Below are 15,038 nucleotides of genomic sequence, written 5' to 3'. Positions count from 1 at the left end.
CTCACCCTGGCCAAATTGACTGGAAGGATCTCCGAAGTGAAAGTGGCGGTGCCAGATGCGCCACTCGAGATGACGAAGTCGGCAAGCAGGCACATGTTCTTTCTTCGGCGTTGGTGGAGATGGGAGTTTGGAGGTTCTTTGGGAGGACGGTGATCGCGTGTTCCACCGGGAATGGCGCCGGGGTACCGACGGCAAGCTGAACCCGGTGCTGGTCGTCCTTTCGGCCCTCGAGTACCCGACACCTTCAAGCTTAGGCCACCTCGACCATGAATATGGATTGAAGGACGAACTTGATGGTGCATGGGCGGCGCGACCGCTTGAGTTGGTGCGCGAAGGCGGCCGGACCATGCTGGTGCTCGAAGACGCGGGCAGCGAGCCGCTCGCCCGGCTGCTCGGAACGGCAATGGAAACGGAGCTTTTCTTGCGCCTCGCGATCGGCATCGCCGCTGCGCTCGGCAAGGTCCACCAACGCGGTCTCGTCCACAAGGACATCAAACCCGCCAATATCCTGGTAGCGGGCACGGGCGTCGAGGTGCGGCTAACCGGCTTCGGAATTGCCTCGCGCCTCTCCCGCGAGCGGCAGGCCCTCGAGCCGCCCGAAGTGATCGCCGGAACGCTTGCCTACATGGCCCCCGAACAGACCGGGCGCATGAACCGCTCGATCGATTCCCGCAGCGACCTTTATGCGCTCGGCGTGACGCTCTACGAAATGCTTACCGGGAGCCTGCCCTTTTCCGCCTCCGATCCGATGGAATGGGTCCATTGCCATGTCGCACGGCAGCCGACACCGCCCAACGAGAGGGTGGCGAATGTTTCACCGGCGGTCTCGGCCATCGTCATGAAGCTGCTCGCTAAGACGGCCGAGGAACGATACCAGACGGCAGGCGGCGTCGAGCACGATCTGAGCCGCTGTCTCAGCCAATGGGAAATGCAGTGCCCGACTGACGCATTCCCGCTCGGCGAACGCGATATCCCCGACCGCCTGCTGATTCCCGAGAAGCTCTACGGGCGGGACGACGAGGTCGAGACCTTGCTCACCGCCTTCGAACGCGTGGTGTCGAGCGGGGCGCCGGAGTTGGTGTTGGTCTCTGGCTATTCCGGCATCGGCAAGTCGGCGGTGGTCAATGAACTCCACAAAGTTCTGGTGCCGCCGCGCGGCCTGTTCGCGTCCGGCAAGTTCGATCAGTACAAGCGCGACATTCCGTATGCGACCCTGGCACAGGCGTTCCAAAGCCTTATTCGGGGACTTCTCGCGAAGAGCGACGCCGATCTGGCACCCTGGCGCGAGACGCTGATAGAGACCCTGGGACCGAACGGACGGCTGATGGTCGATCTCGTCCCCGAACTGAAGCTCATCATCGGCGACCAGCCGCCGGTGGCTGACCTTCCGCCATCGGAGGCGCAACGGCGATTTGAGCTCGTACTGCGGCGGTTCATTGGTGTCTTCGCCCGGCCGGAGCATCCGCTGGCACTGTTCCTGGATGACCTGCAGTGGCTTGACACAGCGACGCTCGATCTGCTGGAAGATCTCTTGACCCGGCCGGATCTGCAATACCTGATGCTGGTTGGTGCCTATCGCGACAACGAAGTAACCGCCGCCCATCCGCTGATGCGGAAACTTCACGCGATCAAAAGCGCCGGCGGCAAGGTCGCGGAGATCACGCTTGCGCCGCTTACCAAAGGCTGTCTCCAGCACTTGATCGCGGATGCGCTCTACTGCCAGCCCGACCGTGCAGACCCGCTCGTGCAAATGATGCACGACAAGACTGGCGGCAATCCGTTCTTCGTCCGTCAGTTTCTATTTTCGCTCGCCGAAGAGGGAATGCTCACCTTCGATCATGACGCGGCATGCTGGTCCTGGGATCTCGGGCGCATTCACGCCAAGGGATACACCGACAACGTTGTGCACCTCATGGTCGGCAAGCTCGCGCGCCAGCCACTCGAAACGCGGGAGGCGTTGCAGCAGTTGGCCTGTCTTGGAAACATCGCTGATACCACGATGCTTTCACTCGTCCTCGGGATCCCGGAAGAGCAAGTCGCCGGGGCCTTGTGGCCCGCCGTCGCTCATGAGCTACTCGAGCGGCTGCCGGACGCCTACCGGTTCGTCCACGATCGCGTTCAGGAGGCCGCCTATTCGCTGATCCCGGAGGAGCGACGCGGCGAGTTGCACCTACGCATAGGCAGACTGCTTGCGGCGAACACCGCGCCGGGATTGATCGACGATTATGTTTTCGAGATTGTCAGCCAGCTCAATCGGGGAGCCGCACTGATCAAGTCAACCGAGGAGCGCGAGCAACTGGCCGAGTTCAATCTGCTGGCTGGTAAGCGCGCCGAGGCGTCGACGGCATACGCATCTGCGCTCAACTATTTTGTCGCCGGCACGAAGCTGCTGCCCGAAGACGCCTGGGAGCGCCGGCCCAATCTGACCTTCGCGCTTGAGCTGAACCGAGCCGAATGCGAGTTCCACCTGGGCGCGCTGCCGGACGCGGAGGAGCGGCTGGCTCAGCTTTCCAATCATGCTCTCTGCTGCGACGACCAGGCTGCTGTCGCCGGCCTGCGCATCGATCTCTATGCGGCGCTCGGTCAGACCAATCGATCCGCGGCGGTCGGTCTCGACTATCTCAGGCAGCATCTCGCCATTGACTGGTCGCCGCATCCGGCCGACGAGGAGGTGCAGCGAGAATATGACCGGATATGGTCGGGGCTCGGGAGCCACGCCATCGAGGAGCTCATTGATCTTCCGTTGATGAGCGACCCAGCATCCTCCGCGACCCTGGATATTCTCACGCGGCTCGTTGGGGCGGTATGGCATACGGATGCGAATCTGGCCTGCATGGCAATCTGCCTAGCTGTGAACCTGAGCCTCGAGCGGGGTAACAGCGACGGCTCCTGCTACCATTATGTGTCGCTTGGCTATATTGCCGGGCCGCGCTTCGGCGACTATGAGGCCGGATTTCGGTTCGGTCAGTTAGGCTGCCATCTCGTCGAAAAGCACGACCTGAAGCGCTTTCAGGCCAGGACTTACAAAGACTTCGGGGCTCACGTCATACCGTGGACGAGACATGTCCGGACCGGCCGCGACATCTTGCGGCGCGCGCTTGACATCGCCAACCAGAGCGGCGACCTCACGTTCGCCGGATACAGCCATGTCAGTTTGAACTCGAACCTGCTGGCGGCTGGCGATCCGCTTATCGACGTGCAACAGCAAGCAGAGATTGGCCTCGCGTTCGCGCGCGAGGTGCGGTTCCAGTTCGTTGAAGACCTCGCCAGCGCGCAGCTGGGACTCGTCCGGACACTGCGCGGGTTGACACGGACATTCGGCTCCTTTGACGACGACGGATTTGACGAAGGTGAGATCGAACGCCGGTTTTCCGAAAATCCGAATCTTGCGGAAACCTGCTACTTCGTCAGAAAACTGCAGGCGCGGTTCTTCGCGGGCGACCATGAGGCGGCCGTGGATGCCTCATTGCGGGCACAGAGACTGCCATGGACATCGGTGTCGCATTTCGAAGAAACGCCGGAGCATCATTTCTACGGCGCCTTGGCGCGCGCCGCATGCTGCGACTCTGCCGCAGCTGACCAGCGGGCCTGGCATACGGAGGCGCTGCTCGCCCACCACCGACAGCTTGAAATCTACGCGAAGAATTGCCCGGAGAACTTCGAGAACCGAGCCGGGCTGGTCGGCGCCGAGATAGCACGCCTTGAAGGCCGCGATATCGACGCGGCGCGCCTTTACGAGCAAGCCATCCGCTCGGCGCGCGCAAACGGCTTCGTTCATCATGAAGCCCTCGCATATGAACTCGCCGCCCGCTTTTATGCGCGAGGAGGCTTCGAGGACTTCACTCGTCTTTATCTCCGCAACGCGCGTGGCTGCTATCTGCGCTGGGGTGCCGACGGCAAGGTGCGGCAACTCGACCAACTCTGTCCCGACCTGAGAGGGGAAGAACGTGCTCCCGCTCCAACGAGCACTATTGGTGCACCGGTCGAACAACTCGATCTCGCGACCGTTATCAAAATCTCGCAAGCCGTGTCGGGCGAGATTGTTCTTCAAAAGCTGATCGACACGGTCTTGCGCACAGCCGTTGAGCAGGCGGGCGCCGAGCGCGGCTTGTTGATCCTGCCGCGTGGCGTTGAGTCACGGATCACCGCGGAGGCCACGACGGGCGGCGAAACGGTCGTGGTGCGGATGCGTGACGAGATCGTGACAGGGACAACCCTGCCGCAATCGCTCCTTCATTATGTCTTGCGCACAAACGAAAGCGTCGTACTCGACGACGCCATGGCTCAGAATCCATTCTCCGCGGACCCTTACATTTGTCACCACCGTGCTCGTTCCATTCTCTGTGTTCCGTTGCTCAATCAGGGCCAACTTGCCGGCGTACTCTATCTTGAGAACAACCTCGCCCCTCGGGTCTTCGCGCCGACCCGGATCGTAGTGCTGAAGCTGCTCGCCTCTCAGGCAGCGATCTCACTGGAGAATACCCGGCTGTACCGCGATCTCGATGAACGCGAAGCCAAGATCAGTCGCCTCGTCAAGGCCAACATCATCGGGATCGTCATCTGGGATATCGAAGGTCGCATCCTTGAGGCCAACGACGCGTTCCTCCGCATGGTGGGATACGACCGAGAGGATCTCGCCTCGGGTCGCCTATGCTGGACGGACCTGACGCCGGCCGAATGGCGCGACCGCGATGCTCGGAACGTCGCGGAGTTAAAGACGATCGGGTCGGTCCAACCGTTCGAGAAGGAGTACTTTCGGAAAGACGGCAGCCGTCTACCCGTGCTGATGGGCGGTGCTCTTTTAGAAGAAAGCAGGAACGAAGGTGTCTCTTTCGTCCTCGATTTGACGGAGCGCCGGCAGGCCGAAGAGGCGTTACGGGAGAGCGAGGAGGCCTTGCGCGAAGCGCTGGTGCAACTGGCCCACGTTAACCGCGTCGCCACGATGGGGCAGCTCACAGCCTCCATCGCCCATGAAGTCAATCAGCCGCTCGCCGCGTCGCTCACCAACGCCCAGGCGGCCTTGCGCTGGCTCGCTACCCGTCCGCCGAACCTGGAGGAGGTGACTCAGGCGCTCGACCGGATTGTCGAGAACGCCAATCGAGCCGGCGATGTCATTGGCCGGATCCGTGCCTTGGTCAAGAAGGAACCCACTCGCAAGGGGCAATTCGACCTCAACGAGGCCATTCGTCACGTGATTGCCTTGACCGGCAATGAAGTGCTCCGACAAGGCGTCACGCTGCGGACCCAATTCGCGACGAGCCTCCCATCCGTGGAAGGAGATCGCGTCCAGCTGCAACAGGTGATCCTAAACCTGATCATGAACGCCATCGAGGCGATGATCGGCCTTAATGAGGAAGAGCGCGAGTTGCTGATCAGCACGGGGACAGAGGCCTCGGGAGATGTGGTCGTCGGGGTGCGCGACTCGGGTCCGGGCCTTGACCCACAAAGTATGGACTGCATTTTCGAGGCCTTCTACACCACCAAATCCAGCGGCATGGGTATGGGCCTGGCGATCTCCCGTTCGATCATCGAGGCTCATGGCGGTCGGATGTGGGCCACCGCTAATGGCCCTCGTGGGGCGGCGTTTCTGTTCACCCTGCCTCTAGAACGAGACGAAACCCCTGGCGCAACCCATGCCGACCAAATCGCGATGTTTGGAAAATAGGGCCAACGACTGGCTGAAGCTCACGCAGACAGTGCTCTCCGCGAAGTGTGAACGCCGTCGGCGGGCCTCTCCTCTCCATCGCGAGACGACTGAGGTGCTGCCGAAGTTGAATTCACCTTCACGGCGCGGTCTTCAGGCCAATGGAGGCAGCAGTGGCGAAAGCAACAAGCGCATCGCATCGCACGAAATCTTGCGGCAGTAAGCTGAACGCGACGGACAGTACCACCATGTCCACACCAGCAAAACGGTCTAGGCCCCAAGCTCGATGGTCCTCGGGTACGGACCCAAAAACCCCTTCCAAGACGCGGATCGCTTGGGCTCAATGCATGGCCGCGGAACTCTCTGAAGGGCAAAGATTCTCGAGGTCCTCCACAAGACGGACAAGCCCGAGGGAGTAGCACCAAAGATCGAACCGCGTCCCAGTAACATATAGGGTAAAGACAGATCTCCAGGCGAGCAAAGCTTGTTCCCAAGGAGGCGTGATTGCTTGGCTTGGCTTGGTGGAAAACGTCATCAAATGAGCTTCAAAGGCCGTATTCGGCCGTGATGCACCATCTGGCGGCATCTGGAGCGGAGAGGCCAGAATCCAGGACCCAGCTTTCCCTTGTGCGCTGGGAAACAGCGTCAACGGGACCAGCTCGATTTCGATTCGGTCGAGTTCATATGTCATGGTGCCAATCCTCGGAAGAACGCAAGGAACGACGCAAACGGTGCGACCCGTGGGCTCGCCGGCGGTGAACCCTCCGTCCGGAATGTCCTTGATTCAGGTACCCCGCTGAACTCCCAGTGAGCTTGACGAAATGGCCGCGCGGGAGAATGTACCCTGACCATAGCAGGACGCTGCCCGACCTGCCATTGATCGGAGGTTAGGATCGGGTGGCAAATGGGAGGGGATGACTTATACGGGGGTTTAGGAGGCCTTGCTCGAGGCCGGCCGCGCGATGGCTCTGCTGAAAAGTCGACCATCACACGCTTCGCGATGAGATGCTCTCGGCAAAGACAGACGACCATGACGCCGATATCGAGCTCCTTTTCCGAGGGCAACACGCTCGAAAACGACTGGTTGAGCCTGGGATGGCTCCCCAGCTCCCGCTTGTCTGCTGCGGCCGTATAATTTTCGCATACACAAGTATGATGGTTGACCTGCGCACTTTGTTTTAACGTTGCTCGCAAGTGCAGGCTTCGCCACGCTGCTCATCCTCGCACCGGGGTCGCTAGCCATTCACAGAAACGTTGGAACTATGGCAAGTTTTCAGGTCCCAAAACCCTTAGGGAAGGACGCAGAATGCCGACGGTATCTCCGACTCCGATCACGCCTCGAGACGAGCGCCTAGTCACCGCCCACGAGGCGCTTGAACCCCTCTACGAAAGACTGGCGCTGCGCACCGAATCCACCTTGCTTTCGGCGGCAATGGCAGCCGGATGGCCAGCCGACGAAGCAACGCGGGCGCTGGCCGCCCTTAGATTGCAAGATGCCCTCAGTATTCTTTGCCGAGCGAATGGAGGTCCACGCATATCGATGCACAGCCCAACGGCCGAATGAAATGGCAGTCCTGCGGAAGTCGCGCCCGCCATTGCGTCCGCCCTCCGATGGCTCGCCATGGTCTTCACCTGAGTCATCCTTGGCGCGAAAGCTCTTCATCGAGGCCGCGGTAACTGGAAACACGAGGCCGGGAGGACTGTAGGAAGCGGCGGCAAGCGCATGGTGGATAAACCAGTGATGCAAGCGCCGTTATACGAAAAGATAGCATGCCTGATTCCAACGCATCTCTTCATTAGCGGGTACAAGAATGCTCTATTGTGAGCGCCTTCTTGAAGGCAACGAGCGGCCTAACTCTTCGTGGTGCCAGAGTTCATTTGCCACCCGCTGAATGCGAGCCCTCTTCCTCTGCTGAGCTGCCGACTGGTGTCACGAGCCTCGCAGATTTCCAAGAGACGCCCGGCAGCCATGTCTGATCGACCGCTCACAATTGACGAAAGTCGTTACCACACGGAGGTCGTTCACGATGGCAGCGCAGAGATACAGCCCTTGCAAGAACCTCAACATTTACTGGACGGTGTTCGATAAAGTCATCGGACAGGCGGCCATCATCGATGGGTTTGTCATGGACATGCTCACCGCCGAGGAGGCCAATAAATTGGTCGATCTGCTAAACCGTGGCAGCCAAGTGAGCCACTGGTGTTTTGCTGAACGGTTTTAGGAGCAACCGGTGACCCAGCGCAACATCGACCGAGCTCTTCCAGGCGGTCGCGGATTTCACGGGCGCCTTCGACGACAGTCGAGAACTCGACATCAGGACCGAGGTCGAACACCGGATGGCCAGGCACTTCCGGCTGACCAGGCTCACAGTTCCAGGGATGCAGCTCAACGCCGCCGATCTAGGCCGGCGGCCGCGCAGCAATGCATTCCCACTATCGATCCGGACCGCTCCATCATTCTGCGCGATGAGCAATGATCCCGCCAGCTTGGGGCAGCCGCCCCGCCGAGTGGATGAAGGCAGGATCGCGCTCGGCGAGCGCGATCCTGTCTAGTAGTTTGACGGGGAGCCGGACCTCAACCGGCGCCTTGTCAAGGGTGCGTCCTCTGCCGCAGCTGGAATGGCTACAAACATAGCGGAGTGTCGGGATCGATCAGATCCGGGCGCCACCCGTCGCATCAATCATCTGGCCCGTCGTCCAACGCGCATCGTTCGATGCGAGGAAGGCTATGACGTCGGCGACGTCCTCCGCCTGTCCGACACGTGAAAAGACCGAGAGGGCTTCGGCGCCGGCGCGCGCATCCGGCGATGCCAACCACTCGGCATTCATATCCGTCTCCGTTACACCCGGCAGCACGGCATTGACCGTAATCCCGCGAGCTGCAAATTCAGGCGCCAGCGCCAGGGTCAATGTCTCCAGCGCCCCCTTGGAGGCCGCATAGGCGGGATGGGTCGGCGCCGCGATCCGCGTAAACCCAGTGGAGACATTGATGACGCGGCCGTTGTCACGAATGTGATCGGCCACTGCCTGGATCAGGAAGAACGGCGCCTTGTAGTTAATCGTCATCACCTCATCGAAAGCAGCTTCGCTCGTCTGCTTCAACGGCAGTGCCGGCGCAATGCCTGCATTGTTCACAAGAATATCAAGAGCGGACGAGCCCGTCTCGGTACGCGCGGCTTCGCTGAACTGCGCCCAGAGACTGTCGGCCGCCTCCTTGCCCTGTCTCAGATCAGCTTTGACACCGACAGCCTTGACACCAAGCGCCTCGATGTCGCGTACGGTGGCCTTGGCCGCATCCCCGTTGGCGGTGTAGTGCACGCCAATCAGTGCGGCACCCTCCCTCGCAAACGCAAGAGCAACCGCCCGGCCGATACCGCGCGAACTTCCTGTGATAAGGGCTATCTTGTTTGCTAGTCTTTGGGACATGGGGTCACTCCGTTGCTAAATTAAGTAGTGATCGCTATCATAAGCGGTGAAGCTCGCCTGTCAACAATTTAATAGGGATTGCTATTTTAATGACGGATCCAGTCCGCAAACGAGGCAGACCACGCGTGCTTGATCGCGACGTCGGGCTCGACATCGCGGCACGCTTGTTCTGGGAACGCGGCTACGAAGGAACCTCGACGGCCGACCTCACGAAGGCCATGGGGATCAATCCGCCGACTCTCTATTCGATGTTCGGCTCAAAGGAGGAATTATACCGTCAGTCGCTCGACTTCAGCATTGCCCGTGAAAACAGCCGCCGGTTAGAAATCTTAGCGTCCAACCTTCCGGTTCACAAAGCCCTAAGCCTCTACCTTTACGACATCGCTGATGGTGACACCCAGCCGGACAAGCCGCGAGGTTGCATGGTCTCGACGGCGGTCCTGCAGCACGCGGAAGAGAATGCGTCAGTGGCGCGGATGACGGCGGCATTGCGCGAGACCTCGATGCAGACACTCAAAGCCCGGTTTGACCGGGCCGTCGAGGAAGGCGAACTGCCGGCGCAAACCGATACCGATACGCTCGCGCGCTTCTATGGTGCGATTATCCAGGGCATGTCCGCACAGGCCTGCGATGGCGCCTGCAATGCGCGGCTGAAGCGGATGATCGACATCGCACTCACGGCCTGGCCCGGGAAGCGTAGCACCTAACGAGCGCTGGCAACTCGGCGAGCATCGTCTGATACATGAGATCGACGGACTTCATAAGCTCGACTCCGGCGTTATACTGTTCTTCAAAAACAGTATAACGGTCGAGAGCATAGGTCACATCCATCCTGCAAAAGATCATCGACCTGGCCACCACCGGCCAGTTCACGATACCGATCAGCCGCACCGCCCCTTTATCCGAGGCGATTTCCCTGATCGGAGACCTCGAAGCCGGCAACCGGCTTCCAGGAAAATCCGTAATCGTGATGGGGTGACGAGGGGCACGAGTATGATGCGCGATGATAACCGTCTCGGGTTTGGAATGTGAAAACGGCAAGAAACCGCTCAGAACTGCCAATCGACGAGCTGCTCTCCGCCAGACACCTCAAGCACAGTGCCTGTAACGTAGGGGTTGGTCATCAAAAACACCGCAGCGTGCCCCACGTCGGCCGGTTGACCGATCCGGCGCGCTGGGAAATTGGCGCGCACCTTTTCGCGGACATCAGCGGCGTCTGTCGCGGAAAGGAAGTTCCAAAGGTCGGTATCGATGAACCCAGGCCGAATGACGTTTACCCTGATTGGGCCAAGTTCGAGCGCCAGCGAGCGCGCGAGTGCCTCCACTGCGGCAAAAGTCGATGTGACGCTCGTCATGCCGATCTTCGAACGGGCCGCGATCCCTCCGGTCATAAAGGTGATCGACCCGTTAGAGGAGAGTTTTGGTACAGCATAGCGCGCACATGCCCAGGAGCCGAGAAACTTGCTATTGCCGTAGCTGCGCGCCCCTCGCATGTCTTCGTCCATGAATGCACCCCAGCTGCCATCGGTTGGCCCCGCAGCGACAAGCAAATGATCCAGATTGCCAATTGCCTTGAAGGAAGCCCGAACGTCGTCCTCATCGCTAATGTCGAGCACTAGCTGCTCGAAGGGCGCCAGCTCTGGATGGTCTGCTGAAGAAACCGAGCGCCGGCTGGCGACCGTTACGCTCGCTCCCGCCGCGTGAGCGGCCTGAGCGATGCCGAGCCCTATCCCTGTTTTGCCGCCGACGACGACCACACGTTTTCCAGTGAGATCATATGAAGGTGATTGCGCACGCTTCAGCTCGTTCTGTGCCGTTGCCATGATAGCTTCCTTGAGTGTGTTTGTCTGAATGAGCTATGCGATCTGTCTAAGCACACCGCCATCAACGCGCATGGAGGCCCCGGTTGTTCCGGATGCCTGCTCCGAGCATATGTAGACGACCATGTTGGCCACCTCCTCCGTGCTCGTGAACCGATTGATGAGCGTTGTCGGGCGCATGGCCTTCAGGAATTGCTGTTCCGCCTCTTCCTGGGTGATGCCCTGTTCCCGAGCCGTTCCCGCCATCCAGTTCGCCATGATTTCAGAGTTCGTCGGACCAGGAAGCACCGAATTGACCGTCACGCCCGTCCCCGCAACCGTCTCAGCCAAACCTCGCGAGATCGCCAACTGCGCCGTCTTGGTCATGCCGTAGTCGATCATATCCCTTGGGATTGCGAGTGCGGATTTGCTGCTGATGAACACAACACGCCCCCAGCCCCGCGCGGTCATCCTCGGCAGGTAATGGCGCGCTGCACGAACGCCACTCATGACGTTGAGCTGAAACAGGCTCAGCCAGTCTTCATCGGTAAGATCGGAGAAGGGTTTGGGATTGGCTGTGCCTGCGTTGTTGATAAGAATGTCGGCATCGGGCGCCTGGGCTGCAAGAATCGCGCTGCCTTCCTTGGTGGCCAGATCCGCAACCACGCCGGTGATCTCGATGTCTGGGAAGAGCGCCTTGACTTCAGCCACCGCTGTGGAGACCCGGCCCTCGCTACGGCCATTGATAACCACGGATGCGCCGGCCCGCGCCAAGCCCTGTGCGATCGCCCGACCAATGCCGGCGGTGGATCCGGTGACGACTGCTTTGCGACCTTCAAGTGAAATGTTCATGATCGTGTTCTCGATGAATTGTGACGATCACTGTTTGTAGCGCATGGCGAAAATAACGATAATACGGACGAATGGCATGAAATTGATGCGATATTGGAATAAATAGCAGCGAGCTTAAAGTGCGGATCTCACACTCCGGCGCTTGTTACCGAAGGTCGCCAAGGCGTTCAAATGCCGCTAGATCCGCCCTTCGAGCGACGCGGCGAGGAAGTCTGTCACGTGCCGAACCCGCGCAGAAACCAGCCGACGCTTCGGCCAGACAAAGCTGATGTCCCTTGTGCCCTGAACATATTCGCCGAGGATCGTCACGACGTCAGGATGCGAGAGCTCTTCGACGAGCGATGCCTTGGTGAACATGCCGATCCCGACGCCTGCAAGCACACCCGCACGGATCGTCTCGATGCTGTTGGAGGTGAGGTTGCCGCGCACTGCGACGCTGAAGTGACCTTCTTGACCGACGAATGGCCAATTCGCCGACTCCTTGAAGCCGCCGTAGACGAGGCAGTTGTGATCTGCAAGATCGGCAGGCTTTGTGGGAATACCATGCTTTTCGAAATACTGGCGAGATCCGACGCATACGAGAGGAGTCTTTGCCACCCGTCTGACGACGGCATCGGGCTCTTCGACAGACCCCACTCTTATCACCAAATCGACCCGATCCTCGACCATGTCCCGCATGAGGTCCGATAGAACCAGATCCACTTCGAGCTTGGGAAATCTGGACAGCAGATCCGGAATGATTGGCAGGATATGAAGTCGACCGAGGGTGGTGGGGACAGCAATGCGTATCGACCCCGACATGTCGACCGCGCTGCCTATGACCTCGCGATTGGCGTCGTCGATCTCCTCGAGCAACGGCTTCATCCTGTCGAAGTATCTTTGCCCCTGATCCGTCAAGGTGACGTTTCGGGTGCTGCGATTGAAGAGTGCGACGCCCAGACGGTTTTCGAGCGCACCGATCGCTTTGCTGACCGCCGGCTGTGACGTGCCGGTTTTGCGGGCGGCCGCCGTAAAGCCGCCCGTCTCGACGACCGCAAGGAACGCCTTGAGCTCGGAAAGCCGGTCCATCTTATGCCTTTACGGTATGGAAGGCTGGGATATTTCCGACCATTCCTGCACATACTTTTACACACATGTATCATCCCTCCCAGCGCCGTTCGACGATGATGCTTGCTTCGGCAGTTCCGTTACGAGTGCATCTATGGCCGCCCGCACCCGGGTTGGCAGGTGAGCGCCATCCGGCCACAAAGCCCAGACCTCGGATACATAGGGAGGCATCTGCCGCATCACAGGCACGAGCTCACCGGTCTCGACCCGTTTCTTGACGAGCCAGAACGGCAGCCACGCTAGTCCGAAACCCTCTGTCGCGGCGTCTGCTATGGCGTCGATGTCGTCAAACCGGAGCCGGGAGACAGGATTGAATTCATGGACGACACCTTCGACCTCGAGCGTCCAGGACTGCACCCGCCCCGCGCGGGAATACGTGACCGTGTCATGGGCGTCGAGCTCTGAGATAGCTTCCGGAACGCCTTGCCTATCGAGGTAGCCCGGCGCGGCGTAAAGCATCGTCTCCTCATGGCCGACCCGACGGATGCGCGTGCCCGCGGCATTGCCCGGCGAACCGTTTCGTATCGCGAGGTCGAAGCCGTCTTCCAGGAGATCGACTTTACGATCGCTGAAGCTGAGTTCCAGCTCAAGGCCGGGGTTTTCTCTGGCAAGCCTGGTCAGGATGGGAGCGACACACATTCGACCGAAGAGAACAGGCATAGACACCCGAAGCTTGCCCCGCGGCGCGCTCGATCCCGAATCCAGCGCGGCCTCGACGGCACGAAGTTCGGCCATCGCCCGCTGGCAGTGCTCGTAAAAGAGCTGTCCGTCCGCCGTGACGCTCTGATGACGCGTGGTTCGGTCGAACAGCCGGACATTCAGACCTGCTTCGAGGCGGGCGACCGCCCTTCCGACCGAAGAGCGTGACAGGTTCAGCCGTCGCCCAGCTTCGGAAAAGCCTCCGGTATCGACGGCACAGACGAAAACGGGGATGTCGCTCAGGGAAATCGTCATTGATAATTGTAGCATCCCACGCACCATAGTCGAGCATAAACGGCGCAACTGGTGCGCTGTTCGAGGTGATAGCTTCAATCATCAGAAATTGGAAGGAATTAGATGCATGCGACACCTCATGAAGCGTTGGGAACTATCGGCCTTCAGCCGTGACGGACTGAGCCTTGAACAAGTGCCAGTCCCAATAGTCGGGGCAGACGAGGTGCTCGTCAGGGTCAATGCGGTCGCACTCAATTATCGCGACCAGGACGTTATTGCCGGGCGCATGGGCGCGTTCAACCTGCCAATGACCATTGGCTCCGACATGTCTGGTACGGTTGTCGAGGTGGGCAAGTCTGTTGAAAAGTTCGCGGTCGGAAACCGGGTGATCTCGACATTCTTTCCGGAGTGGAAAGATGGTCGTCCTCTCGGGTCCGGTCGACATCCAAACTACCAATCCCTTGGCGGTCACTATCCGGGTGTCTTGAGCGAATACGTCTCTTTTCCGGCGGCATGGCTGACGAAAGGCCCATCATCACTCGACGAGCTCGGGGCCAGCACGCTTCCTTGCGCGGGGCTCACCGCCTGGTACGCGCTCGTCGAACTCGGCCGGGTCGAGGAGGGCCAGACCGTCCTGATTGAGGGAACGGGCGGCGTTGCGATCTTCGGCGCGCAGATCGCCAAGGCAAAAGGTGCGACCGTGATCCTCGTTTCCGGAAGCGACGAGAAGCTCGAACGGGCGAAGGCACTCGGCCTTGCCGATTTCGTGATCAACCGAACTCGCGAGGACTGGGTCGGTAAAGTCTACGACATCACGTCGGACCGCGGCGTCGACCATGTTCTCGAAATTGTTGGCGGCCCTCACCTCGCAAAGGCTCTCGAAGCAGTCGCGCCTGGTGGCCGCATATCGATGATCGGCGTTTTGGAAGGCGGGCAGTTGTCTGCTTCCGTTGGCCCACTCCTTCTGAAAGGGCCTGTCATTCAGGGTATTGCCGTCGGTCATCAACGCGCGCAGGAAGAGCTTGTGATGGCGATCGACGAACTTCAGATCAAGCCCATCGTCGACGCCCGCTATGGCCTATCGGATCTCCAGAAGGCTTTGGACCACCTCACCCGTGGTGCTTTCGGCAAGATCGTCGTCGACTTCGCTCTTTGATCGAACAACGGAAAAGGTGAACCATGTACCGTAGAGATTTCATGTCGACCACAGCGTTCTTCGGTGCCGCAGTAGCAGGCTGCGGCCCCGGATGGATGCCACCTTTGAAATCATCGCGCCC

Annotated in this window: 11 protein-coding genes and 1 pseudogene; 5 read left to right on the top strand and 7 right to left on the bottom strand. The window is 60.0% G+C overall.

Annotation, left to right across the window (positions count from 1 at the left end; translation table 11 throughout):
- Nucleotides 1-127: 127 nt before the first annotated feature.
- The 3 genes from AC25BC_RS31600 to AC25BC_RS31590 all read left to right on the top strand — a co-directional run bounded on the left by AC25BC_RS31600 (nucleotide 128) and on the right by AC25BC_RS31590 (nucleotide 7,866).
- Nucleotides 128-5,665, top strand: coding sequence for an ATP-binding sensor histidine kinase (locus AC25BC_RS31600; protein ID WP_128439525.1), 5,538 nt, complete (start codon nucleotides 128-130; stop codon nucleotides 5,663-5,665).
- Nucleotides 5,666-6,950: 1,285 nt separating this feature from the next.
- The gene (locus tag AC25BC_RS31595; protein ID WP_128439523.1) at nucleotides 6,951-7,208 is read left to right on the top strand and encodes a thioredoxin domain-containing protein; all 258 of its coding nucleotides are present in this window, start codon (nucleotides 6,951-6,953) and stop codon (nucleotides 7,206-7,208) included.
- 463 nt (nucleotides 7,209-7,671) lie between these two features.
- Nucleotides 7,672-7,866, top strand: a complete 195-nt coding sequence (locus AC25BC_RS31590; protein WP_003555153.1) for a hypothetical protein — start codon at nucleotides 7,672-7,674, stop codon at nucleotides 7,864-7,866.
- 28 nt (nucleotides 7,867-7,894) lie between these two features.
- Here the strand turns inward: AC25BC_RS31590 and ligD are convergent.
- Together ligD and AC25BC_RS31580 are read right to left on the bottom strand one after the other, a co-directional pair.
- A pseudogene (ligD, locus tag AC25BC_RS31585) lies at nucleotides 7,895-8,044 on the bottom strand (non-homologous end-joining DNA ligase LigD); the annotation flags it as partial.
- A 252-nt stretch (nucleotides 8,045-8,296) separates the two neighbouring features.
- Nucleotides 8,297-9,070, bottom strand: a complete 774-nt coding sequence (locus AC25BC_RS31580; RefSeq protein WP_012760428.1) for an SDR family oxidoreductase — start codon at nucleotides 9,068-9,070, stop codon at nucleotides 8,297-8,299.
- Nucleotides 9,071-9,159: 89 nt separating this feature from the next.
- On the opposite strand from AC25BC_RS31580, the gene AC25BC_RS31575 reads away from it, so the two are divergent.
- On the top strand, nucleotides 9,160-9,777 hold the full coding sequence (locus AC25BC_RS31575; protein WP_003555158.1) for a TetR/AcrR family transcriptional regulator: 618 nt from the start codon (nucleotides 9,160-9,162) through the stop codon (nucleotides 9,775-9,777).
- Here the strand turns inward: AC25BC_RS31575 and AC25BC_RS31570 are convergent.
- From AC25BC_RS31570 to AC25BC_RS31550, 5 genes are all read right to left on the bottom strand, one after another.
- Nucleotides 9,746-10,132, bottom strand: coding sequence for a hypothetical protein (locus AC25BC_RS31570; RefSeq protein WP_244432293.1), 387 nt, complete (start codon nucleotides 10,130-10,132; stop codon nucleotides 9,746-9,748). The genes AC25BC_RS31575 and AC25BC_RS31570 overlap by 32 nt on opposite strands.
- Complete coding sequence (locus tag AC25BC_RS31565) at nucleotides 10,120-10,893, bottom strand: SDR family oxidoreductase (protein WP_003555162.1); 774 nt, start codon at nucleotides 10,891-10,893, stop codon at nucleotides 10,120-10,122. Before AC25BC_RS31565 ends, AC25BC_RS31570 begins: the two co-directional genes overlap by 13 nt.
- Before the next feature lie 33 nt (nucleotides 10,894-10,926).
- Nucleotides 10,927-11,721 (bottom strand): SDR family NAD(P)-dependent oxidoreductase, encoded by a 795-nt coding sequence (locus tag AC25BC_RS31560; RefSeq protein ID WP_487778589.1) that lies wholly within the window; start codon nucleotides 11,719-11,721, stop codon nucleotides 10,927-10,929.
- Nucleotides 11,722-11,898: 177 nt separating this feature from the next.
- Nucleotides 11,899-12,789, bottom strand: a complete 891-nt coding sequence (locus AC25BC_RS31555) for a LysR family transcriptional regulator (protein WP_128439521.1) — start codon at nucleotides 12,787-12,789, stop codon at nucleotides 11,899-11,901.
- A gap of 57 nt (nucleotides 12,790-12,846) precedes the next feature.
- Complete coding sequence (locus AC25BC_RS31550) at nucleotides 12,847-13,782, bottom strand: LysR family transcriptional regulator (RefSeq protein ID WP_128439520.1); 936 nt, start codon at nucleotides 13,780-13,782, stop codon at nucleotides 12,847-12,849.
- A gap of 106 nt (nucleotides 13,783-13,888) precedes the next feature.
- Between AC25BC_RS31550 and AC25BC_RS31545 the strand changes: the two genes are divergently transcribed.
- Nucleotides 13,889-14,917 (top strand): zinc-dependent alcohol dehydrogenase family protein, encoded by a 1,029-nt coding sequence (locus AC25BC_RS31545; RefSeq protein WP_128439558.1) that lies wholly within the window; start codon nucleotides 13,889-13,891, stop codon nucleotides 14,915-14,917.
- Nucleotides 14,918-15,038 lie beyond the last annotated feature (121 nt).

The sequence above is a fragment of the Rhizobium sp. WSM409 genome, from assembly GCF_057653825.1.
This window is presented reverse-complemented; position numbering and strand designations above follow the sequence as displayed.